Raw genomic sequence first — 21,630 nt, forward strand, 5'->3', positions numbered from 1 at the left:
CAATCGCTTACCTCCAGTCAGGCGCAGTCTTACCACCGCCCGGGGGCAGTCCGGACCGGCATGCCCTAGGCTGAGGGCCCGTGAAGGTCTTGGTGGTCGGCTCGGGTGGCCGCGAACATGCATTGGTCTGGGCGCTGGCCCAGGACCCTGAGGTCGACGAGGTCGTCGCGGCCCCGGGCAACCCTGGCATCGCCGTGTTGCGTCCGGCGTACGACGGGCAAACGATTGTTTGCCGTTCGGTGGACATCTCCGACCACGATGCGGTCGTCGCGCTCGCGAAGGACATGGGCGCCGACCTGGTCGTGGTCGGGCCGGAGGCGCCGCTGGTCGCCGGGCTGGCCGATCCGCTCCGCGACGCGGGCATCGCGGTGTTCGGGCCGTCCAAGGACGCCGCCCGGATCGAGGGGTCGAAGGCGTTCGCCAAGGACGTGATGGCCACGGCGAGCGTGCCGACCGGCCGGGCCTACGTCTGTACGACGCCCGAGCAGGCCGCGACCGCGATCGACGCGTTCGGGCCGCCGTACGTCGTGAAGGATGACGGGCTGGCCGCGGGCAAGGGTGTCGTGGTGACGTCCGACCGCGACGAGGCGCTCGCGCACGCGGCGGGTTGCGAGCAGGTGCTGATCGAGGAGTACCTCGACGGTCCGGAGGTGTCGCTGTTCGCGATCACCGACGGTACGACGGTGCTGCCGCTGCAGCCGGCGCAGGACTTCAAGCGCCTCGGCGACAACGACGAGGGCCCGAACACCGGCGGCATGGGCGCCTACACACCGTTGCCCTGGGCACCGGAACGGCTGGTCGAGGAGATCACCGAGAAGGTGCTCCAGCCAACGATCGACGAACTGCGCCATCGCGGTACGCCGTTCACCGGACTGCTGTACGCCGGTCTCGCGCTGACGTCGCGCGGTGTCCGGGTGATCGAGTTCAACTGCCGCTTCGGCGACCCCGAGACGCAGGCGCTGCTGCCGTTGCTGAAGACCCCGCTGGGTGGAGTCCTGTACGCCGCCGCCACCGGGAAGCTGGCCGACCAGGAGCCCCTGGCCTGGCAGAACGCTTCCGCCGTGGCGGTCGTGGTCGCCGCAAAGAAGTACCCGGCTGGCCCGCGCGGCGGCGACGTGATCAGCGGCGTCGACCAGGCCGAGGCCGACGGCGTCCAAGTCTTCCACGCCGGTACGGCGCTCGACGGTGACGACCTGGTCACCTCGGGTGGCCGCGTGCTCGCGGTCAGTGCGGTCGGCGAGGACCTGGACGAGGCCCGCCGGCGTGCGTACGCCGCCGTCGGCCAGATCCGGATCAAGGGCTCCCAGCACCGCACCGACATCGCTCTCAAGGCGGCGCGCGGAGAAATCACCGTCTGAGTTGGAGCGCGCAAGGGTATAAGTCGCGCAAGTGCGCTCCAAGCAGATCCTGCACCGTAGTTAGGGCTGCAATCGCGCCGACGTCATCGATGACTGAAGGCCAGCCTGCCCGGGGGCCTTGTAGCAACCATAGGTAGTTTCCGCTCCGAGCCGAACGTATTGACTCGGAGCCAATCCATCGCCAGAGTAGATACAGCCAGTTGCGCTGGGTGGGGACTCAGGTGCGCTTCTTGGTCAAGCGGCACGGTGCCGGAGTGCCCTTGCTAGAGGCATTTGACGACGTAGGCTGTGCTGGGGACTGTTGTGGGGGGAAATGGATCACAATGATCGGGATCGGCAACTTCGATGGCTTCAGGAGTGGCCGGAGGTCGGCCCGCCTATCTGTGTACTTCAGGGCTTCTCGGGCATCGGAAAGAGTTGGGTCGCCCGGGAGATGGTGCGCAAGTTTGACGGGCCCACTGCCTTCGTTAAGGTGACAGAAGACTGTCTTGGGGTCGAAGACCTGCTACTTGAGATTGCTAGCGACCTTCAAAGTACTGGTCTGGACGTCATGGCAGAACAGCCGGAGCTTGATTTGCGGCTTGGTCTTGATGACGCCATGCGCAAGAAATGTCTTATCGTCGTCGACGATCTGCACGAGATTCTCGATCCGACAACGCGCCTACCGGGTGGCGGGCTGCTTGAGATAATCAGACGCATTGGCAACCATCCGGCATGGCCCGGTCGGTTGCTTTTTGTGACGAACGAGGCGTTGCCGGAGGGGCATTGGCGTGAGGATATTGCCGTCCGAACCCTGCATCCTCCATCGGAGGATGAGTGCACCGATCTCCTCGCCGACCTGCTTACTGCTGCCGGCCGGAGTGACGCCGTACCAAGAGCGCAGCGCTCTGATGTAGTGCGATGGCTCGGCCGGAATCCTAGGGCGCTGCAGGTCTTGGTTGGGTGTCTGGCAGAGGACGCTCTCGAGGACCTTATCGCGCTGGATCAGAAGGCATGGGAATTGAGGGATGATGTTATTGCTCCCTCCCTGGTGAAGCGCCTGGAGGAGCTGTTCTTAAGTCGGACTCTATCGCGTCTCAATAGCGCCTCACTAATTCTGCTGCGCCAACTCTCTGTTTACCGCAAACCGTTTGTAAAGGATGCCATCGCGCGAGCTAATGTTGTCGCTGGTGAGCACCTTGAATCAAAGCAAGTATTAACGGCACGGTTCCTCCTTGAATTGCATCGGAATTGGTATTCGCTGAATCCGGTGGGACGGCAGTTGGCATTGAAGCAACTCGACGCTGAGCCTCGGCAACTCCTACGCGCACACAATTCAGCGGCCGATCATTACAGTCGCCATTTCGTGGCCAAGAAGATCGATGATCCTGTCGCTCACGCGAGTGAGTTTGTGGAGGCGCGGTATCACTTGCTGAAGAGTGATCGCAGTGAAGAGTTCTCGCGTATTGCTGGCCGGATGCATCAGCGGATCGTTGCAACATACTCGACCTCAAACAAGGTGCCGGAAAGCGAAGGCAAGATAGAGGAGCTGATCATGCTTCTTGCCTCGATCTTGAGCGACTCGCGACGCGGCAGCCCGAAATTGCGACATTACCTTGCACGGCTTCTCATGTCTCGGGGACGGACCGGCGACGATATAGTGGCACTTCGGCAGACTCGCGTGGCTGTGTCAGAATCCGCGGACCCAGCGGTCTGGATTCTGCACCTACGACTACTGGCGAAGGTTGAAGGCATTGATGCAGTCCGCACCAGCGCAGCAGAAGCTTACAAGCAGCTGTCGAGCGCCAGCAGTGCGGTAATAGGAATCGCGGAGGCAAAGCTCCTCGGTCAGGCTGGACACCTTAAGCAAGGGATCGGCGTGATCCGCTCATGCTTATCGAGAGGTGCGCCCGGGCACGAGTTCACCCTGTATCAATTAGGCTGCGCGCTCATGCTGCGAGATGGTGATTATCCCGCGGCGGTTGAGTTGGTTGTGGAAGGCCTGGGGTCGGTTGATCCTGATGGAGGGCATTTTCATCGAGTCTTAGAGGGGGGACTGTTCCCCGCGCTTGCTCGGCGTGACGTCGATACTATTCGAAGACTTGAGTCGCTCATTCCCCAATGTGACCGTACTGAACACATGAAGACTCTTTGTCGACTGCTGGAGCTCCAGTGTATCGATCAGTTTGAAGCGGCGGCGCAATACGGATCTATCGAGGCGGGAAGGTATCAGGCTGTCACCTCCTCTCGAGCCTTTTCTCGCTTGGTGTGCGGTGATATTGCGGGCGCAGCCTCGGTGTATTATGGCAGGTTAATGGTGTCCAATCCAGCGAGCGAGTGGCTCGGTGGCGTGCTTGCCCTTGCTGAAAACAAGGAAGCGGTCGCGGCGAGTGCATTTGGTCGTTGTCTTAGGAGAAGCCTGACAGAGGAAGAACGTGCCGATCCGAATCTGTGGTTGAGGATCTGGGACGAGATTCCGTCCGTTGTCGAGACATACCCTGCCTTCTACTTTCCGCGCCTTCCGGCCCGTTTGACCGGATTGTCGGTGGACCTGACGCGATTGGAGGCGGCGGATTCTGTGATCAGACCGCAAATTATTGATCGCGTTCGGCTGTTGTCGAGATCGACCGATTCGCCCGGGCAGGAGAGTTCCACGCGGGATGATTCTGCTCGTAGAACTGATGGCCGCACAGACGGGATCGTCATATACAACAATGTTTCGTCGACGTCTGCGCCACTTTGGAAGGGAAATTCCGTGGGAGACACCTATAACATTAACGGTCCGACAGGTGCGGTTGGGCCAGGCGCGACATCCCACGCGGTGTCAATCGGGTCCGCGTGGCAACCCAGTGGACCAGATCAGGCCAGGCAGTTGGTCGAGGAACTGACGCTTCTACATAATCATCTTGTGGGGCAGGCATCGACCGCCGCGGAGAGGACGGTGGCTGCCGAAATTGAAGCTGCTGCCGTGACCGCGGACTCTAAGGATATGGAGGCAACGGCCGGCCATCTGCGGCGTGCCGGCAGGTGGGCATTGGGTGCCGCTACGACGATCGGAACCGCTGTAGCTGCTGCAGCCATAAAGGCTGCGGTTGGCGTCTGAAGGGGATCGCAGCGATCCAGCATCTCGTCAAGAGTTTGCGTCGTACGTAGGGTGGGCAAGTGTTCGGCCCGAGGTGGACGGCGTCCACTTCTTCCACGCGGGTACGGCGCTCGACGGTGACGACCTGGTCACCTCGGGTGGCCGCGTGCTCGCGGTCAGTGCGGCCGGCGAGGACCTGGACGAGGCCCGCCGGCGTGCGTACGCCGCCGTCGGCCAGATCCGGATCAAAGGCTCCCAGCACCGCACCGACATCGCTCTCAAAGCCGCTCGAGGCGAGATCACCGTCTGATCCGACGTTCCCCGGGAACCTCCTCGCTCCGGCCGACACAAACACAGTGCAAGGGTCGTGAGTCGGAGGGAGCGGCATGCGCTGCGGAACGAACGGACCGTTCGGATGAGCGGGCTGCAGGCAGTCTGGGACGGAGTGGTGGTGCCCGCGGGATCGGAGCGGCGGCTGTGGGATCGGACCGCGGACGGTGACGCGGAGGCGTTCGCACAGCTGTACGACCGGCATGCTCGGGCGGTCTACAACTTCTTGCACCGCCGGACGGCGTCCTGGAGTGATGCCGCGGACCTCGCCTCGGCGGTCTTCCTGCAGGCGTGGCGGCGACGGCACGAGTTGGTGCTCGACCGCGACTCCGCGCTGCCCTGGCTGCTCCGCACCGCCGACTACACGATGCGCAACGACCGGCGCTCCAAGCTGCGCTATCGGCGTGCTCTGGCCGCGGCGGAACAACTGCCCACCGAGATCGACGACCACGCCGACGACGTGGCCGGCCGGCTCGACGACGACCGGCGGATCCGCGCGGCCCGCGAGTCGCTGAAACACCTGCGCCGGCACGAGCGCGAGATCGTCGAGCTCTGTGTCTCCGCTCGGTGGACATCCGTACGAAGCGGACCTCCAGCACGGGTTCTTCTACGCGTCCGTGCCGGACGTGCCTTTCGCCGGGAGGGGCGCCGACAGCACTCCGATGGAGTACATGGTCCGCGCGTACGACGCGAGCGGCGCGCTCATCTATACCGGTCCGAAGACCAGGGGTGAGCGCCAGGCCAGGGACGCTCGTTGCGTTGTGGACGCCACCGGCGAGAAGTTCCTGAAGCCGTACCCGCCGGGCTTCAAGATCACCGACCGCGAGCTGAACCTCTCCACCGAGCATCCCGCGGCCGGCATGCCGGACCCCAAGACCTGTCTCCGCGCCAGCACCTGGAACTGGCTTCCCTGACGCCTGCGAGGATGGCGGGGTGTTGCGCAGCTGGAAGGTCGCCCTGTTCGCCCTGCTGATCGGAGTCGCGCTCGCAGCGTGGTCTGCGTTCCGTGGGTCCGGTGGGTCCGCCGTCGTACAGCTGGCGACCTTCGTCGTTCTCGCGTTCCTGTTCTCGCCGCTGGTGTTCCCGCGATCCGTGAGCACCGCCGAGGCGGCCGCTCGAGGCAAACTCGTCGTCTACTGGCGACCCGGGTGCCAGTACTGCCTGCGGCTGCGGTTGGCGCTGATCGGTGTGGCCGGTCGAGCGTCGTGGGTCAACATCTGGGCGGATCCCGAGGCCGCTGCCGCGGTGCGGGCGGTGGCGAACGGTAACGAGACCGTACCGACCGTGGTGGTGGACGGCGTCAGCCGGGTGAATCCCGGGCCGCGGTGGGTGCGGGATCGGCTGCGTACCGGACCGGTGGGCGAGTAGCGGACAATAGACGGGTGTCGAAGCCCAGCAAGCCCCGGATTCCCAATGTTCTCGCGTCGCGCTACGCCAGTGTGTCGATGGCCCAGCTGTGGTCGCCGGAGTACAAGATCGTGCTCGAGCGGCGGCTGTGGCTGGCGGTGCTGAAGGCTCAGAAGGAGCTCGGGGTCGCGGTGCCGGACGGCGTGATCGAGGACTACGAGCGGGTGCTGGAGCAGGTCGACCTGGAGTCGATCGCGGCCCGCGAGCGGGTCACCCGGCACGACGTCAAGGCGCGGATCGAGGAGTTCAGTGCCCTCGCCGGGCACGAGCACATCCACAAGGGCATGACGAGCCGGGACCTGACCGAGAACGTCGAGCAGCTGCAGATCCGGGCCGGTCTCGAACTCGTCCGGGACCGCGCGGTGGCGACCGCCGTACGGCTGGGTCAGAAGGCGGCCGACCACGCTGCGCTGGTGCTGACCGGCCGCTCTCACAACGTGGCTGCGCAGGCGACCACGCTGGGCAAGCGGTTCGCATCGGCCGCCGACGAGCTGCTGGTCGCGATCGCCCGGATCGAGGAGCTGATCGAGCGGTACCCGCTACGCGGCATCAAGGGCCCGGTCGGTACGTCGCAGGACATGCTGGACCTGTTCGGCGGCGACCCGGCGAAGCTGGACAAGCTGGAGAGCGACATCGCCCAGCACCTCGGGTTCAGCCGGACGCTGACCAGCGTCGGCCAGATCTACCCGCGGTCCCTCGACTACGAGGTCGTCTCGGCGCTGGTGCAGCTCGCCGCCGCGCCGTCGAGCCTGGCGACCACGATCCGGCTGATGGCTGGGAACGAGCTGGTCACCGAGGGCTTCAAGGAGGGCCAGGTCGGTTCGTCGGCGATGCCGCACAAGATGAACACCCGGTCCTGTGAGCGCGTGAACGGTCTGGCGGTGATCCTGCGCGGGTACGCCGCGATGGCCGGCGAGCTGGCCGGCAACCAGTGGAACGAGGGCGACGTCTTCTGCTCGGTGGTACGCCGGGTCGCCCTGCCGGACGCGTTCTTCGCGCTGGACGGGTTGTTCGAGACGTTCCTGACCGTGCTGGACGAGTTCGGGGTGTACCCGGCCGTGGTCAGCCGGGAGCTGGAGCGGTACCTGCCGTTCCTGACCACGACCAAGGTGCTGATGGCCGCGGTGAAGAACGGCGTCGGCCGGGAGACCGCGCACGAGGTGATCAAGGAGCACGCGGTCGCCACCGCGCTCGACCTGCGCAAGGGCCTGGCGGATAACGACCTGTTCCGCCGGCTCGGCCAGGACGGCCGCCTCGGCCTGACCGAGGACCAGATCGTCGGCATCGTCGGCGAGCCGCTGTCCTTCACCGGCGCGGCGGTCGCGCAGGTCAACGCCGTGGTCGCACAGATCGACGACCTCGCCAAGCGCTACCCGGACGCCGCCACCTACACGCCAGGTGACATCCTCTAGCTCGTGTTCGAACCGCTGACCTGGGTGCTGGTAGGCCTTTCGCTGGCCGCGATGGTCTACGCCATCGTGCTGGCCGCGCTGAACAAGCGGATCAACTGGACATTGCTGGCTGCCCTCGGTGTGATCGAGGTCGGTCTGCTGGTCCAGCTGGTCATCGGCATCGTTCAGCTGGCCGGGACGTCCCGTGATGTCTCCAGCCCGTTCTTCATCGGCTATCTGATCGGCTCGCTGATCATCCTGCCGATCGGTGCGCTGTGGGCGCTGGCGGAGAGCAGTCGCTGGGGTGCCGGCGCACTGGCCGTCGCCTGCCTGGTGATCCCGGTGGTCGAGTTGCGCCTGTACGAGATCTGGACCGCCTGACATGACCGACCCTGTCGAGACCCAGCATGATCCCGAGGCGACCAGGCACGGGCCTGGCCGGATCCTCATTCTGGTGTACGGCGTCTTCGCGCTGTCGGCCACCGCCCGGGCCGGCGTACAGATCGCGACCCAGTTCTCGGAGGCGCCGATCGCCTACCTCTTGTCGGCCGTTGCCGCGATCATCTACTGCGCCGCGACCTTCGCGCTGGCCAAGGCAACGAAGGTCTCGCGCCGGGTCGCGACCGCTGCGATCGCGATCGAGCTGATCGGCGTTCTCGCGATCGGCGCCTTCAGCTACGCCGCCCCCGACGACTTCCCGGACTCGACCGTGTGGTCGCACTTCGGTCAGGGCTACGGGTTCGTCCCGGTGGTGCTGCCGGTCCTCGGTCTGCTCTGGTTGCGGCGTACTCGCTGACGATCTCCCAGCGAACTGCCAGCCGCGCGCAGGGGTTGGCCAAGGTTGACCGGACAGCATCGATGACATGCAGATATCCGGTCATCCTCGGGTCGAGATCGTCGTACCCGCCAAGAATGAGGAAAACGACCTCGGCCCGAACATCAGGCGACTGCGTGAGTTCCTCGACACCGCCTTCCCGTTCCCGGCCGAGGTCTGCATCGCGGACAGCGGAAGCACCGACGCCACCTATGAGATCGGCGCGCGGCTGGCCGCCGAACTGCCGGGAGTCCGGATCGTCCGGCTCGAGCAGTCCGGTCGCGGCCGGGCGCTGAAGCAGGTCTGGTCCGAGAGCACCGCCGAGGTGCTCGCCTACATGGACGTCGACCTGTCGACGAACCTGAACGCTCTGCTGCCGTTGGTCGCACCGCTGTTCGCCGGGCACAGTGACGTTGCCATCGGCACCCGGTTGTCGAACGGCTCCCGGGTGGTACGGCGGCCGACGCGGGAGTTCATCTCGCGCTCGTACAACCTGTTGCTGCGGGCAACCTTGAGTGCGCACTTCTCCGACGCCCAGTGCGGGTTCAAGGCGATCCGCGCCGACGTCGCGCGCGAGCTGCTGCCGCTGATCCAGGACACCAGCTGGTTCTTCGACACCGAGCTGCTCGTCCTGGCCGAGAAGGCCGGCCTGCGGATCCACGAAGTACCCGTCGACTGGATCGACGACCTCGACTCACGGGTCGCGATCGTCAAGACCGTCGGCGAGGACCTGCGCGGGATCGCCCGGCTGACACGTGACCTCGGTCGCGGGCGGACCGATCTCAATCCGGTCCGCTGGGCGTACGGCCGCCCGCGGATCCTCGATCCCCGGACGGCGCTGGCCGCTCGGGTACTGCGTTTCTGCGCGATCGGTGTGCTGAGCACAGCGGCGTACGCGCTGCTCTATCTCGTACTGCGGCAAGGCATGCCGGCCCAGGTGGCGAACCTGCTGGCGCTGCTGATCACGGCCGTCGGCAACACCGCACTGAACCGGCGGATCACCTTCGGGGTCACCGGCGTGGAGAACCGTTGGCGACATCAGTTGCGCGGACTCGTCACGTTCGGGATCGGCTGGAGCCTGACCGCGTCGTCCCTCTGGCTGCTGCACACCGCGGTGGCTTCGCCCCATCAGGCGCTGGAGGTCGCCGTCCTGACCATCGCGAACCTGGCCGCGACCGTGGTCCGGTTCAGCCTCTTCCAGGCCTGGGTCTTCAACGACGACGCACCCACCCTGCCCACCTTCGAACCCCCCGCGGTTCTCGACCAGACCCGGAGCAACTGACATGGCCACCATGACTGATCCCGTCGAGGCGTCCCCACGCCGCACCGGACCACGATCGGTCGCGACCCAGTACACGATCGGCCGGGACAAGATCCTGTACGGCGGCCTGCTGGCGCTGACCGCGATCGCGTACCTGTGGGGACTGTCCAAGAACGGCTACGCCAACGAGTACTACGCGGCCGCGGTCCAGGCCGGGTCGACCAGCTGGAAGGCCTGGTTCTTCGGGGCGCTCGACGCGTCGAGCTTCATCACCGTCGACAAGACCCCGGCCGCCCTGTGGGCGATGGGATTGTCCGGGCGGATCTTCGGCTTCAACACCTGGAGCATGCTGGTCCCGCAGGCGCTGATGGGCGTCGCGAGCGTCGGGTTCGTGTACGTGTCGGTCCGGCGATGGTTCTCCGCGAACGCCGGCTTGCTGGCCGGTGCGATCCTCGCGATGACGCCGGTCGCCGTACTGATGTTCCGCTTCAACAACCCGGACGCGCTGCTGATCCTGCTGCTGTGCGCGGGTGCGTGGGCGGTGACGCGGGCGATCGACTCCGAGAAGCACGCGGCGCGGTGGATGATGCTGGCCGGGGCCTTGGTCGGCTTCGGGTTCCTGACCAAGATGCTGCAGGCGTTCCTGGTCCTGCCGGCGTTCGGATTGGCGTATCTGGTCGCCGGCAAGCCCGCGCTCGGGAAGCGGGTCGTCCACAGCGTGCTCGCGCTGGTCTCGCTGATCGTGAGTGCAGGGTGGTGGATCGCGATCGTGGAACTGCTGCCGGCATCGGCTCGGCCGTACATCGGTGGCTCCTCGACGAACAGCATTCTCGAGTTGACGCTCGGCTACAACGGGCTCGGGCGGTTGAGCGGGAACGAGACGGGCTCTGTCGGCGGAGGTGTCGGCAATCCGGGCTGGGGTGGTGCTACCGGACTGCAGCGGTTGTTCGGTGGTGAGTTCGGTTCGCAGATCGCTTGGTTGCTGCCGGCCGCTCTCCTCGCGACCATCGTGCTGGTGGTTGCTGCGGGCAAGGCTCCGCGGACAGATCGGACGCGGGCGTTCGCTCTGATCTGGGGTGGATGGCTGGTGGTCACTGGCCTGACGTTCAGCTACATGCAGGGGATCATCCACAGCTACTACATGATCGCGCTGGCGCCGGCGATCGGTGCGCTGATCGGTGCGGCGATGGTCGTGCTCTGGCGGCGACGGTCGGAGTGGTTGCCGCGGGCAACGCTGGTCGGTGGGATCGTGCTGACCGCGGGGTGGAGCTTTGCGCTGCTGAACCAGAACTCGTCCTGGCATCCGTGGTTGCGGTGGGTGGTGCTGCTGACCGGCGTACTCGGAGCTGGTGCCGTGTTGTTGCTGCCGGAGTTGGGGTTGCACAAGACGGCGGCTCGGCGGGCCGGGATGTTCGCGGCCGTGCTGCTGGCGGTGAGCGCGCTGGCCGGGCCAACGGCGTACTCGGTCGAGACGATCAGCACGGCGCATGCCGGTGCCCTCCCGTCCGCCGGGCCATCGGGCTCCGGTGGGATGGGCGGTGGGCCTGGTGGTGGCTTCGGCGGCGGACGTCAGATGGGTACGCCGCCCGGACAGGCCGGCAACGGTACGACGGGCAACGGGCCTGCCGGGGCCGTGGGGGGCGGGAACGGTGGTGCCGGTGGATTCCTCGGTGGCGGTGGGACCAGTGGAGTGTCGAGTGAGCTGGTGACGCTGTTGCAGCAAGGGGCCAAGGGCTACACGTGGGCGGCTGCCGCGGTGACGGCCAACGGAGCCGCACCACTGCAGATCGCGGCTGGCGAGCCGATCATGGCGATCGGTGGGTTCAACGGAACGGACCCGGCGCCGTCCCTCGCGGAGTTCCAGGGTCTGGTTGCCCAAGGCAAGATCCACTACTTCGTCGGCAGCGGTGGTGGCGGCTTCAGCGGCGGCCGCGGCGGCACCTCCAACGAGATCGCCACCTGGGTAGCCGAGAACTACGAGGCCCAAACCGTCGGCAACACCACCATCTACGACCTCACAACCTGAACAGGAGCACGACGATGACACAGCACCCCACCTACCCGGCGGGCGCCGACCCCGAGAACCAGTGGCAAGCAGCCCGAGCCGCCAGCAACCCACCCGCCCCGCCACCAGCACACCCCGCCGCGCCATCGGCGGGCGCTCGGGGGGCGCAGCCCTCTTCGCCACTGACCCCGCTGACCGCGCCGCAGACGGCGGGTGTGGGGGAGGGGAAGAGCGGGGGGCGGCCGGGCAACCTGATGTTGGCGGGGGCTGGGTCTTTGCTTGCGGTGCTCGCGTTCCTTGGTGGGATGGCGGTTGGGCACTCGTGGGACGGCGCCCCCACGCAGCAGAACCAGTTCGGGCCCGGTGGTGGCCGACAGTTCCCGGGTCAGCAGGGCCAAGGCACTCAGCCCGGCACCGGCACTCAGCCGGGGACGGGCACTCAGCCGGGGACCGGTACGCAGCCTGGGACGGGGAGCGGTAGCTCGGGTGGTCAGACGCAGACGAGTTGATGGTTGACGGAGCAGCCCGGCGGGCCTCGAGCGGACACTCGGCCCGTCGGGCACCGCCGTGATTTTCGCCCAGTGAGAGAGGCAACCAAATGGGGCGGACTGTCGGCGAAGGAAGGTGACGACACGCGCAGACGGTTCGGGTTGGGCGTGGGTGGGGTAGGGATGGGGGCGTGGAATGGTCGAACGTCACCTGGTTCCTGACCGCCCTCGGGGCGGTCGTCGTACTACTGACGCGCGTCCGGCTCGGTGGAACGGTGGTGGACGGCACGGGCCATGGCGCCGGCCGCCACGGGTATTCCGCTGTCCTGCTGCGACTTCACACCACCGTCGGCGTGCTGACGTTGCTCGTGTGGATCGTTGCCCTGGTCACCGGCCGGCAGGAGATCGCCTACCTGGCCCTGGTCGGATGGTGGCTGCTGGCAATCGTCGGATTGTTGCTGCTGGCCCGTTGGCTGCCGAGCGGCGGCAAACATTCGGAGGACGCGGCAACAGACGCCTGGGGCTCCGGCGCCGGCCTGTCCCTGCTCGGCCACGTCGGGACGGTCATCGGCGTCGGCTACTTCACCTTCATCACGCTGACGGATCGCCTCTGAGCCCGTCCAGCAGTGCGGCGATCGACCGCCGTACGCCGGCCTCGAAGTCCTCCTGTGACAGCGTGGCGCCGGCTCCGGCGACCCGGTCGTACAAAAGGCCGTCCATCATCGCGGCCGCCGGCCAGGCGGCTTCGTCCGGCCGCGGAATGCCCAGCATGTCAAGCAGCTGCGCCAGGCCCACCCGCAATTGCCGTCCGCCCTCGTCGATCGCCGCCCGCAGTTCAGGCTGACGACTCGCCTCCAGTGACAGTTCGTAGCGCGCGACCAGGTCGTCCGGCCGGTCTCGCGCCAGCCCGATCGTCAATCCGATCAGAAGGTCGAGCGGCCCGCGCTCGGCATCCGGTGGCAGTGTCGCCAGATCCCGGCTGACCATGCGGTTCACGCAGGCTGTCAGCAGCGCGCTCCGCGTGCGCAGGTAGTACGACGTGGATCCCGGCGGCAGCCCCGCCTCCGCGTCGACCGCGCGGTGGGTGAGCCCGCGCAGACCACGGGTCGCGACGAGATGGATCGCGGCGTCGGCGATGGCGTCCCGGCGATCCGCACCCAGCGGAACCTGCTTCGTCACGCTGGCAGTCTCCCATTCCGTCTCACACTCTACAAGTGTAGAGTATCGCTCATGAGTACGGCGATCGTGGTGGGAGCGGGAATCGGCGGGGTCACGGCGGCCGTCGCACTGCAACGGTGCGGATGGCAGGTCTCGGTGCTGGAGCGGGCGCCTGAGCTGGGCGAGGTGGGCGCCGGGATCTCCGTCTGGCCGTCGGCGGTCGCCGTTCTGGAGGAGCTCGGAGTCAACGGCGTCGAGAAGGCGGCCGTGATCGCCAAGCCGGCCGGGATGCGGAAGCCGAGCGGCCGCTGGGTGCTGGCGGCGGCGGACCTCGGTGTCGAGATCCCGGTGATGATCCACCGCGCCCAGTTGCACGAGCTGATCACGGCCGAGTTCGGTCCGGCCGTCACGGTCCGGACCGGGTACACGGTCACGAAGATCAGCCAGGACGAGACCGGCGTGACGATCAACGACGAGCTACGGGCCGGCCTGGTCGTCGCGGCCGACGGGATCCGCAGTGTCATCCGGGGCGCGCTCTACCCGGAGTACGAGGGACCGCGGTACTCCGGGTACACGGCGTACCGGGGGATCGCCGACCTCGAGGTCGACGACGGCGGCGGTGAGACGTGGGGACGCGGGAGGCGGTTCGGCTTCGCGCGGCTGATCGACGGGCGGATCTACTGGTACGCGACCGCGAACCAGCCGGCCGGCCACGGCGGCGATCACGCGGCGGTGAGCGACGCGTTCGGCGATTGGCATGACCCGATCCCGAAGCTCCTCGCCGGCACCGGGAACGTGCTGCACAGCGACATCTACGACCTGCAACTGCCGCTGGTCCCGTTCGTCCGGGGTCGCGTGGTCCTGCTCGGCGACGCCGCCCACGCGATGACGCCGGACCTCGGCCGCGGTGCGTGCTCAGCCATCGAGGACGCCGGCGCCCTCGCACGCCACCTTCGCGAGACCCCCGAGCTCGCTACCGCCTTGAACCAGTACGACGCCGAGCGGCGCCCCGCGACGACCAAGCTGGTCAAGCGATCGCGGGCCATCGGCCGAGTCGGCCAACTGGAGAACCCGCTGGTGCGCGCCCTCCGCGACGGTCTCTTCACGATCGGCGGCAAGCTGGCAGGGCTCCGTCGGCGGTGAGCGGATCCCCACCACTCACCAACCTCGCCCGATCCGAGCGGCCGGGGTCCGGCCAGGCGGAGCGCTGACCGAACTTGGGGGGTTGGTGAGTGGCGCAGGTCCGGGTGGAAGAATCCTGGGGTGACCACATCTCCTCAGGCAGCCGAGATCGCCGGTGCGAAGCACATCCACTCCGGGAAGGTCCGCGATCTGTACGAGCTGGATTCCGGCGAGCTGCTGATGGTGGCGAGCGACCGGATGAGTGCCTTCGACTGGATCCTGGAGACGCCGATCCCGGACAAGGGCAAGGTGCTCACCGCGATGAGCTTGTGGTGGTTCGAGCAGCTCGACGTACCGAACCACATCCTGTCCACCGACGTACCGGCCGAGGTCGCGGGCCGTGCGGTGGTGTGCGAGAAGCTGGACATGTTCCCGGTCGAGTGCGTCGCCCGCGGCTACCTCAGCGGCACCGGGCTGCTCGACTACAACGCCACCGGCGCGGTCTGCGGTATCCCGCTCCCGGCCGGGCTGGTCGAGGGCTCGCGGCTGGTCGAGCCGATCTTCACCCCGGCGGCCAAGGCCGAGCTCGGCGAGCATGACGAGAACGTTTCGTACGACGCTGTGGTCGCGACCGTCGGCCCGGACGTGGCGGCGGCGCTGCGGGACCTGACGATGGACATCTACACGCGGGCGCACGGGACGGCGGAGGAGCGCGGGATCATCCTGGCCGACACGAAGTTCGAGTTCGGTGCCCGGGCGGACGGCACGATCGTGCTGGCCGACGAGGTGCTGACCCCGGACTCGAGCCGCTTCTGGCCGGCCGACCAATGGTCGCCGGGTCGGCAGCAACCGTCGTACGACAAGCAGATCGTCCGCGACTGGCTGCAGTTCGAGTCCGGCTGGGACCGCACGTCCGGCGACGCCCCGCCGCCGCTGTCCGACGAGGTCATCGAGCGCACCCGGTCGGCGTACATCGGGGCGTACGAGCAACTGACCGGCCGGACGTTCACCGCCTGACCCGCACCGCCGCTCAGAAGAGGCCGACTCCTAGGGCCAGGGTGATGAAGCGGGCGGCGCGGCCGGCCAGGGTGGAGAGGGCGAAAGTGACGACGCCCATCCGGGAGGCGCCGCCGATGATCGCGACGCCGTACAGCGGCGGGATGCCGACCGAGGCGCTCAGCAGAGTGACCGGGACGCCCCAGCGGCGGTCGCTCATTGCGTCGAGGAGCCGCTTGCTGACGTCGCGGTTCCACTGCACGAACCGTCCCCAGCGGGTGTCGAGGTTCACCGGCTTGGGTTCCTTGGATATCCGGGCGGCGTACCCCGGGCGGTAGCGGACGGCGAGGAACATCGCGACCTTGCCGAGAGTCTGGCCGACCGAGACCCCGATCGCGGCGACCACAGGGTCCAGCGCGCCGGAGACTCCGACGCCGAGGACATATGCCTCCGCGTTCATCACCGGTATGACGGCGGACCCGATCCCGAATCCGACCGCCAGCGCCAGCTGCCACACCCACATGCTGGAAGCGTAGGCGGCGGACCACAGTCCGGGCAGTGGTGCCTGCACCACTTCAGGGAGGAACCCGGGGCCCCTCAACCCCGGATCCCGGCTCTCCCTAGCTGGTGCGCAGGTTGGCGGGGTCGACCGCGTCCCGCACCTGACCACTCAGTACGCCGCTCGCCAACGCCGCCAGCACCCCGGCCAGTACACCGACGACGGCGGCCACGATCAGGACGAACACGACCACGGACGACGTGTCCGCGGTGGGGTCCACCCGGGCCTGGAGGCGGCAGACCAGCCCACCGCCGATCAGCACACCTGCACCGACGGCTACCGCGGCCGGGCCGGTCAACTGGATCCGCACCGACCGCAGAACCTGCGATGCGCCCATCCCGAAGACGTTGAGCGCGGCCAACTGGCTTCGCTGGTCGATCAGGTCGTCCGCCGCTCCCGCCAGCATCGCCACTCCGGCCGCCAAGGCCGCGAACAGGCTGAGCAGCGCGACGAAACCGAGGCCGGTGTAGATGAAGTCGCCGCTCGCGGTCAACTCACGCTCACTGAGCTGGTGGTCCCGGCCGATCGCCAGCACCGCCCCGACGACGCCACCGCAGACGACCAGCAGGGCGAGCATGCGGCCGACCGATCGGGCGGTGTGGAGCAGCCGGCCGCCGGCCAGCATTCTCACCGGGTCGCCCGACCGCTCCAGCCGCCGGCCGTACGCGGCAACGGCGACGGGCGCGAATCCGGACGCCGCCAGGAGGACCCCAGCGGCCTGGACGAAGATCAGCATCGGGCTGATCGGCATCAGGCTCAGCACGACCAGAACTGTTCCGACGGCGCCGACGGTCAGGTACCTGCCTTGCCAGCCTGCCCGATCCGGCTCGTTCTTCGGTTCGGTCGAGAGCTGCCGGCGGAGGAGACCGCCGGCGCCGCCGGCAACCAGGGCGAGGACGACAGCGAGGACAGGCCAGGCCACCAGGTCACCCGGAGCGGGCGCCGGAAGCACCCGACCCACCCGCGGCAGAGACTGCAGGACAGCCGCCAACGCCAAGTACACCGGCCCGGCGAGCACACCACCGAGCAGACCGCTGAGGCCGGCCTCGGCCGCGCCGATCAGCCGCACTTGGCTGGGCGTCGCGCCAGCCAGTCGCAGCGCTGCCAGTCGCCGGTCGCGTGCCGCCGTACCGAGCCGGAGCGCTTGGAACGCCAGAGCGCAGGCGGCAGCCGCCAGGAGTACGGCGGCTGTCACGACGCCGGGGCGTAGGCCGTCCTCGGTCAGATAGCTGCTGTACGTCGCGCTGTCGAGACCGTCGAGTCGCACGATGCGTTGGCCGGCGAGGAGGAAGACGCCGGCCACGGCGACGGCCGCGACCAGCAATGTCGATCGGCGCTGGTCGCTGGACGACTTCGGCCGAGCCAAGGTGATCAGAGTCGTGAGGGTCATGACAGCCTCACCTCGTGCTGGACGACGCCGTCCCGCAACCGGACCTCTCGATCGGCGTAGGCGGCTACCAGGTTGTCATGCGTGACGATCACCAGCGCAGCGCCGCCATCGCGGGTGGAGGCGACGAGTAGTTCCATCATCTGCTCGCCGGCGCGGCTGTCGAGACTGCCGGTCGGTTCGTCGGCGAACACGACCGCCGGCTCGGTCACCAGCGCCCGCGCTACTGCCGCACGCTGGTTCTGACCGCCGGACAGTTCGCTCGGCAGGGCCTCGCTGTCCGCTGCCACACCGACCCGCTCCAGCCAGTCGAGCGCTGCCTGGCGCGCGGCGGCGGCATCGTGCCCTTCCAGCAGCAGCGGCAGGGCGACGTTGTCCTTCAACGAGAGGTCGGGCACGAGCTGGCCGAACTGGAGCACGATGCCGACCTGAGTACGGCGTACCCGCGTCCGCTCGGCCTCGGAGAGCTCGGCGAGGTTGCGGCCGGCCAACTCCACCGTGCCCGCGTGCGGACGGAGGATGCCGGCAGCACAGTGCAACAGAGTGGACTTGCCACAGCCGCTAGGCCCGGTGACCGCCACGATCTCGCCGGGGTCGACTCGGAGCGAGACGCCGCGTAGGGCGACATCACGACGGTAGGCGTACTCCACCCGCTGGATGTCCAGGGCGGCGTCGGTCATTGACTGATCTCCTTCTGCTCGGTGATCCGGTCCAGCGCCCGGTCCAGCCAGCGCAGGTCCGCGTCCAGGTGCAGCGCCAGGTAGTCCCGCACCAGCCAGGACGACGAGTCGCCCCCGGCTTCGGCGGACTTGAGCTCGCGGATCCGGTGGAGGTAGATCGCCCGCTGCCGGGCCAGGTAGGCGGACGCGTCCTCGCCGGTCCGGATGGTCGCCACCACCTTGCGGACCATCTCGTCGACGCCCCCGGGCGAGGGCTCGATCGGCTCGGCGAGCCAGCGGGCCAGGTGCTCGCGGCCCTTCGCGGTCAGCGCGTAGACGGTCCGCTCCGGACCGCCCTCGGATGCCCGGTCGACCACCTCGACCAACTCGTCGCGCTCGAGTCGCCCGAGCGTCGTGTACACCTGCCCGAACGCCAGCGGACGGCTGTCCGGGAACCAGGAGTCGTGGCCGCGTTTCACGTCGTACCCGTGCGCCGGACCGGCGGAGAGTAGTCCCAGAACGAGCTCGGCTGTTGCCATGAACCAGGACTATACACCTAGTGTATGTACTGAGTGAATAGTCCGCGATGCGGCGTTCTGGCGCCCGGTCGGTAGGATTCAGGGCGTCACGCCGGAACGAAACCTGGAGTAGTCAGTGGCTCGCGTTGTCGTCGACGTCATGCTCAAGCCCGAGATCCTCGACCCGCAGGGCAAGGCGGTGCACGGCGCGTTCGGCCGGCTCGGCTTCGACGGCGTGGCCGATGTCCGGCAGGGCAAGCGGTTCGAGATCACCCTGGACGGCGAGGCGACCGAGGAACGGGTCGCCGAGATCCGCAAGGCCGCCGACACGCTGCTGGCCAACCCGGTGATCGAGGACTACACCCTGCACGTCGAGGGCGACGCGCAGTGAAGATCGGGGTCGTCACCTTCCCGGGTTCGCTGGACGACGCGGACGCCCGCCGCGCGGCCGCGGTGGCCGGCGCCGAGCCGGTCGCCCTCTGGCACGGCGACGCCGACCTGCGCGGCGTGGACGCAGTCGTCCTGCCGGGCGGCTTCTCGTACGGCGACTACCTCCGCGCCGGCGCCATCTCCCGATTCGCGCCGGTGATGGAGACCATCATCAAGAAGGCCGGCGAGGGTCTGCCGGTGCTGGGGATCTGCAACGGCTTCCAGGTGCTGTGTGAGTCGCATCTGCTGCCCGGCGCGCTGATCAAGAACCACCACCGCAAGTTCATCTGCAAGGACCAGCCGCTGCGGATCGAGAACAACCGCACCGCCTGGACCAGCGACTACGACGCCAACCACGAGATCACCATCGTGCTGAAGAACCAGGACGGTTCGTACGTCGCGGACGAGGCCACGCTGGACCGGCTGGAGGGCGAGGGCCTGGTCGTCGCCCGCTACCTGGCCGAGAACCCGAACGGCTCGTACCGCGACATCGCCGGGATCACCAACGAGCGCGGCAACGTGGTCGGCCTGATGCCGCACCCGGAGCACTGCGTCGAGACACTGACCGGCCCGACCACGGACGGCCTGGGCTTCTTCACCTCGGTGCTGAAGGCCGTCGTCTCCAGCTGATGAAGTCTTCAGGAGTGTGGCGCCTGCTGGCCCGCACTCTCTTCCTCACCACGGCGATCCTGATCGCAGCCGCCGGTACGGCGAACGCGCAGCCGGCGAGCCTGATGGCCAAAGTCGTGGTGATCGGCGTACCAGGGCTGACCTGGAACGACGTGAAGGCCTCGCCGGAGCTGACCGCGCTGGTGAACCAGTCCAACGTCGGCTCGATCACGGTGAAGACCGCCGGTCCGCACACCTGCCCGGTGGACGGCTGGCTGACGATCAGCGCCGGCACACGGGCCTGGGGGAGCGTCCCGGACGAGCCCTGCGGTGAGCTGCCGGCGGTCACGGACGGCAAGGTCGCAGGCTGGCAGACGTACGTCGACCGCCAGGCCGACCACCACACCGGTGCGCCCATCGGCCGGCTCGGTCAGACCGGCTACCCGATCTGCGGGTTCGGTCCGGGCGCCGCGATCGCGTTGGCGCGGACTGACGGCTCGGTGACGAACTGGCAGCCAGAGCTCGACCAGGCCCGGTTGGCGAGCCCAGCGTGCGGTGACGCGATCATCGACGCCGGGGCGCTGCCGCTACGCGAGGGGCGGGCCGAGGCCCGCAAGAAGGTTGCGGACCTCGTCGCCGACGCCCGAGCGGCCGGAGGGTGGGTTCTGCTCGTCGGTGTCAGCCAGGAGTTGGCCAACTCGCACCAGGAGCCCCTGGTCGCCATGCAGCTCCCGCCGGACACCGGACCGCGGTGGCTGACCAGTGACAGCACCCGTCGGCCCGGTCTGATCCAGCTGACTGACATCACCGCGACGATCCTCAAGGGGCGAACCGCCGCCGAGGTGGATCCCGCCGGGGCGGCGAAGGCTGGTCCGCTGGACGGCAACGAGATCCATTCCACCGGTGACGTGCACACCGACGCGGACGCGGTCATCGAGAACCGGCTGGACACCAACCAGCGGTTCGAGCAGCCGCGACCGATGCTCGTCGCGGTCTCGATGACGATCCTGGCCGCGGAGCTCCTCGCGCTCGCCTGGTTCTGGTTCACCCGCAGCCCGCGGTCCCGGCGTACCTTCGTGTTCACGCTGCTCACCCAGGGCGGGTTCTTCATCGCGGTCTTCCTGTCCACCGCGACAGTGTGGTGGCGCTGGCCGGCGCCCGGATTCTCCTTGTACTGCGTGGTTCTGGGGATCAGCGCGATCCTCGCGGCGGTGTCCCAGCTGGTCCTGAAACGCTATGCGTTCCTGGGGATCACCCTGGCGGCGTACCTGATCCTGCTGGTGGACGGCGTACTGGGGACGCCGCTGCAGTTCGGCAGCATGTTCACCGACGGTCCGGTCATCGGTGGACGGTTCTACGGCTTCGGCAACTCGACGTTCGCGACGCTGGCGGTTGCTGCACTCGTCACCGCCGGCTGGGCCGCGCAGAAGCTGATCGACAAGAGCAGAGTGCAGGCCGCAGTCGCTGTCCTCGTCATCGGTGGCGCTGCGATCGTGGTGGACGGCAGACCGGGCTGGGGGACCGACTTCGGCGGCATCATCGCTCTCACACCGGCTGTGCTGCTGATGGCCTGGCTGACCTGGCGCGGCAGCATCTCGGTGCGTGCATTGATCGGTGTGGGTGTTGCCGGCGTACTGGCGGTGTCGGCTGTCGCGTTCCTCGACTACCTGCGGCCCCCGGACCAGCGGAGTCACTTCGGCACGTTCGTGGCCCGGCTGCTGGACGGCGACGTGAGCGACGTACTGATCCGCAAGCTGGACATGGCGGTGCAGTTCTTCACCGGGCCGGCCGGCTGGGCCATGCTCGTCGGTGTGGTGCTGGCCATGCTCGCCACCGTGTTGCCGGACCGGGTGCCGTTCCCGGCGTACCGGACCTTCTACCCGAGTCTGCCGATGATCCGGCCGACTCTGCTCGCCCTGTCGGCCTGCGGTCTGGTCGGCATGCTGCTGAACGACGCCGGGGTCGCACTGCCCGCGATCATGACCGGCTTCAGCCTTCCACTGCTGGTGGCCCACCTGTTGGCTTCCGAGCAGCCCGCTACCGTTTCACCTGAGTCCCACCTAGTGCAGGAGTCCTGA

Annotated in this window: 22 protein-coding genes; 17 read left to right on the forward strand and 5 right to left on the reverse strand. The window is 67.8% G+C overall.

Annotation, left to right across the window (positions count from 1 at the left end; all coding sequences use genetic code 11):
* The first annotated feature begins 80 nt into the window (after positions 1 to 80).
* From purD to OG817_RS40040, 12 genes are all read left to right on the forward strand, one after another.
* On the forward strand, positions 81 to 1,358 hold the full coding sequence (gene purD, locus OG817_RS39985; RefSeq protein WP_406050178.1) for a phosphoribosylamine--glycine ligase: 1,278 nt from the start codon (positions 81 to 83) through the stop codon (positions 1,356 to 1,358).
* A gap of 313 nt (positions 1,359 to 1,671) precedes the next feature.
* Positions 1,672 to 4,440: an ATP-binding protein gene (locus tag OG817_RS39990; protein WP_406050179.1), complete on the forward strand. Its 2,769-nt coding sequence runs from the start codon at positions 1,672 to 1,674 to the stop codon at positions 4,438 to 4,440.
* 73 nt (positions 4,441 to 4,513) lie between these two features.
* Positions 4,514 to 4,729, forward strand: coding sequence for a phosphoribosylglycinamide synthetase C domain-containing protein (locus tag OG817_RS39995; protein WP_406050181.1), 216 nt, complete (start codon positions 4,514 to 4,516; stop codon positions 4,727 to 4,729).
* Between the two features lie 105 nt (positions 4,730 to 4,834).
* Positions 4,835 to 5,482, forward strand: a complete 648-nt coding sequence (locus tag OG817_RS40000) for an RNA polymerase sigma factor (protein WP_406050182.1) — start codon at positions 4,835 to 4,837, stop codon at positions 5,480 to 5,482.
* A gap of 28 nt (positions 5,483 to 5,510) precedes the next feature.
* The gene (locus tag OG817_RS40005) at positions 5,511 to 5,663 is read left to right on the forward strand and encodes a hypothetical protein (protein ID WP_360456306.1); all 153 of its coding nucleotides are present in this window, start codon (positions 5,511 to 5,513) and stop codon (positions 5,661 to 5,663) included.
* Positions 5,664 to 5,682: 19 nt separating this feature from the next.
* The gene (locus tag OG817_RS40010) at positions 5,683 to 6,117 is read left to right on the forward strand and encodes a glutaredoxin domain-containing protein (protein WP_406050183.1); all 435 of its coding nucleotides are present in this window, start codon (positions 5,683 to 5,685) and stop codon (positions 6,115 to 6,117) included.
* Between the two features lie 14 nt (positions 6,118 to 6,131).
* The gene (gene purB / locus OG817_RS40015) at positions 6,132 to 7,568 is read left to right on the forward strand and encodes an adenylosuccinate lyase (RefSeq protein WP_406050184.1); all 1,437 of its coding nucleotides are present in this window, start codon (positions 6,132 to 6,134) and stop codon (positions 7,566 to 7,568) included.
* Between the two features lie 3 nt (positions 7,569 to 7,571).
* Complete coding sequence (locus OG817_RS40020; protein WP_396392854.1) at positions 7,572 to 7,928, forward strand: hypothetical protein; 357 nt, start codon at positions 7,572 to 7,574, stop codon at positions 7,926 to 7,928.
* A 1-nt stretch (position 7,929) separates the two neighbouring features.
* Complete coding sequence (locus OG817_RS40025) at positions 7,930 to 8,343, forward strand: hypothetical protein (protein WP_360456318.1); 414 nt, start codon at positions 7,930 to 7,932, stop codon at positions 8,341 to 8,343.
* 67 nt (positions 8,344 to 8,410) lie between these two features.
* Entirely contained in the window at positions 8,411 to 9,643 is a 1,233-nt protein-coding gene (locus OG817_RS40030; RefSeq protein WP_406050185.1) for a glycosyltransferase, read from the forward strand.
* Between the two features lie 10 nt (positions 9,644 to 9,653).
* Positions 9,654 to 11,648 (forward strand): ArnT family glycosyltransferase, encoded by a 1,995-nt coding sequence (locus OG817_RS40035; protein ID WP_406050186.1) that lies wholly within the window; start codon positions 9,654 to 9,656, stop codon positions 11,646 to 11,648.
* 658 nt (positions 11,649 to 12,306) lie between these two features.
* The gene (locus OG817_RS40040) at positions 12,307 to 12,729 is read left to right on the forward strand and encodes a hypothetical protein (protein ID WP_396392850.1); all 423 of its coding nucleotides are present in this window, start codon (positions 12,307 to 12,309) and stop codon (positions 12,727 to 12,729) included.
* Here the strand turns inward: OG817_RS40040 and OG817_RS40045 are convergent.
* Positions 12,707 to 13,294, reverse strand: coding sequence for a TetR/AcrR family transcriptional regulator (locus tag OG817_RS40045; RefSeq protein ID WP_406050188.1), 588 nt, complete (start codon positions 13,292 to 13,294; stop codon positions 12,707 to 12,709). The two genes, OG817_RS40040 and OG817_RS40045, sit on opposite strands and share 23 nt — an antisense overlap.
* 51 nt (positions 13,295 to 13,345) lie before the next feature.
* Here OG817_RS40045 and OG817_RS40050 point away from each other — a divergent pair, with 51 nt between their 5' ends.
* Positions 13,346 to 14,416 carry an FAD-dependent monooxygenase gene (locus OG817_RS40050; protein ID WP_406050189.1) on the forward strand — a complete coding sequence of 357 codons (1,071 nt, stop codon included), beginning with the start codon at positions 13,346 to 13,348 and terminating at the stop codon, positions 14,414 to 14,416.
* 120 nt (positions 14,417 to 14,536) lie between these two features.
* Positions 14,537 to 15,412 carry a phosphoribosylaminoimidazolesuccinocarboxamide synthase gene (locus tag OG817_RS40055; RefSeq protein WP_406050190.1) on the forward strand — a complete coding sequence of 292 codons (876 nt, stop codon included), beginning with the start codon at positions 14,537 to 14,539 and terminating at the stop codon, positions 15,410 to 15,412.
* A 13-nt stretch (positions 15,413 to 15,425) separates the two neighbouring features.
* On the opposite strand, the gene OG817_RS40060 is transcribed toward OG817_RS40055, so the two are convergent.
* From OG817_RS40060 to OG817_RS40075, 4 genes are all read right to left on the reverse strand, one after another.
* Entirely contained in the window at positions 15,426 to 15,914 is a 489-nt protein-coding gene (locus tag OG817_RS40060; RefSeq protein WP_406050191.1) for a hypothetical protein, read from the reverse strand.
* A gap of 97 nt (positions 15,915 to 16,011) precedes the next feature.
* A complete protein-coding gene (locus tag OG817_RS40065; protein ID WP_406050193.1) occupies positions 16,012 to 17,340 on the reverse strand; it encodes an FtsX-like permease family protein in 1,329 nt (442 codons plus the stop codon).
* A complete protein-coding gene (locus OG817_RS40070; RefSeq protein WP_406050194.1) occupies positions 17,337 to 18,017 on the reverse strand; it encodes an ABC transporter ATP-binding protein in 681 nt (226 codons plus the stop codon). The genes OG817_RS40065 and OG817_RS40070 overlap by 4 nt, the downstream gene beginning before the upstream one ends.
* The gene (locus OG817_RS40075) at positions 18,014 to 18,535 is read right to left on the reverse strand and encodes a PadR family transcriptional regulator (protein ID WP_360456347.1); all 522 of its coding nucleotides are present in this window, start codon (positions 18,533 to 18,535) and stop codon (positions 18,014 to 18,016) included. Before OG817_RS40075 ends, OG817_RS40070 begins: the two co-directional genes overlap by 4 nt.
* 115 nt (positions 18,536 to 18,650) lie before the next feature.
* On the opposite strand from OG817_RS40075, the gene purS reads away from it, so the two are divergent.
* Genes purS through OG817_RS40090 form a run of 3 tightly spaced genes read left to right on the forward strand, consistent with a single transcriptional unit; the run spans position 18,651 to position 21,630 of the window.
* Positions 18,651 to 18,905: a phosphoribosylformylglycinamidine synthase subunit PurS gene (gene purS, locus OG817_RS40080; RefSeq protein WP_131359615.1), complete on the forward strand. Its 255-nt coding sequence runs from the start codon at positions 18,651 to 18,653 to the stop codon at positions 18,903 to 18,905.
* The gene (gene purQ, locus OG817_RS40085) at positions 18,902 to 19,573 is read left to right on the forward strand and encodes a phosphoribosylformylglycinamidine synthase subunit PurQ (protein ID WP_360456350.1); all 672 of its coding nucleotides are present in this window, start codon (positions 18,902 to 18,904) and stop codon (positions 19,571 to 19,573) included. The genes purS and purQ overlap by 4 nt, the downstream gene beginning before the upstream one ends.
* Positions 19,573 to 21,630: a hypothetical protein gene (locus OG817_RS40090; protein WP_406050195.1), complete on the forward strand. Its 2,058-nt coding sequence runs from the start codon at positions 19,573 to 19,575 to the stop codon at positions 21,628 to 21,630. Before purQ ends, OG817_RS40090 begins: the two co-directional genes overlap by 1 nt.

This window comes from Kribbella sp. NBC_00889, from assembly GCF_045207705.1.
Taxonomy (GTDB): Bacteria; Actinomycetota; Actinomycetes; order Propionibacteriales; family Kribbellaceae; genus Kribbella.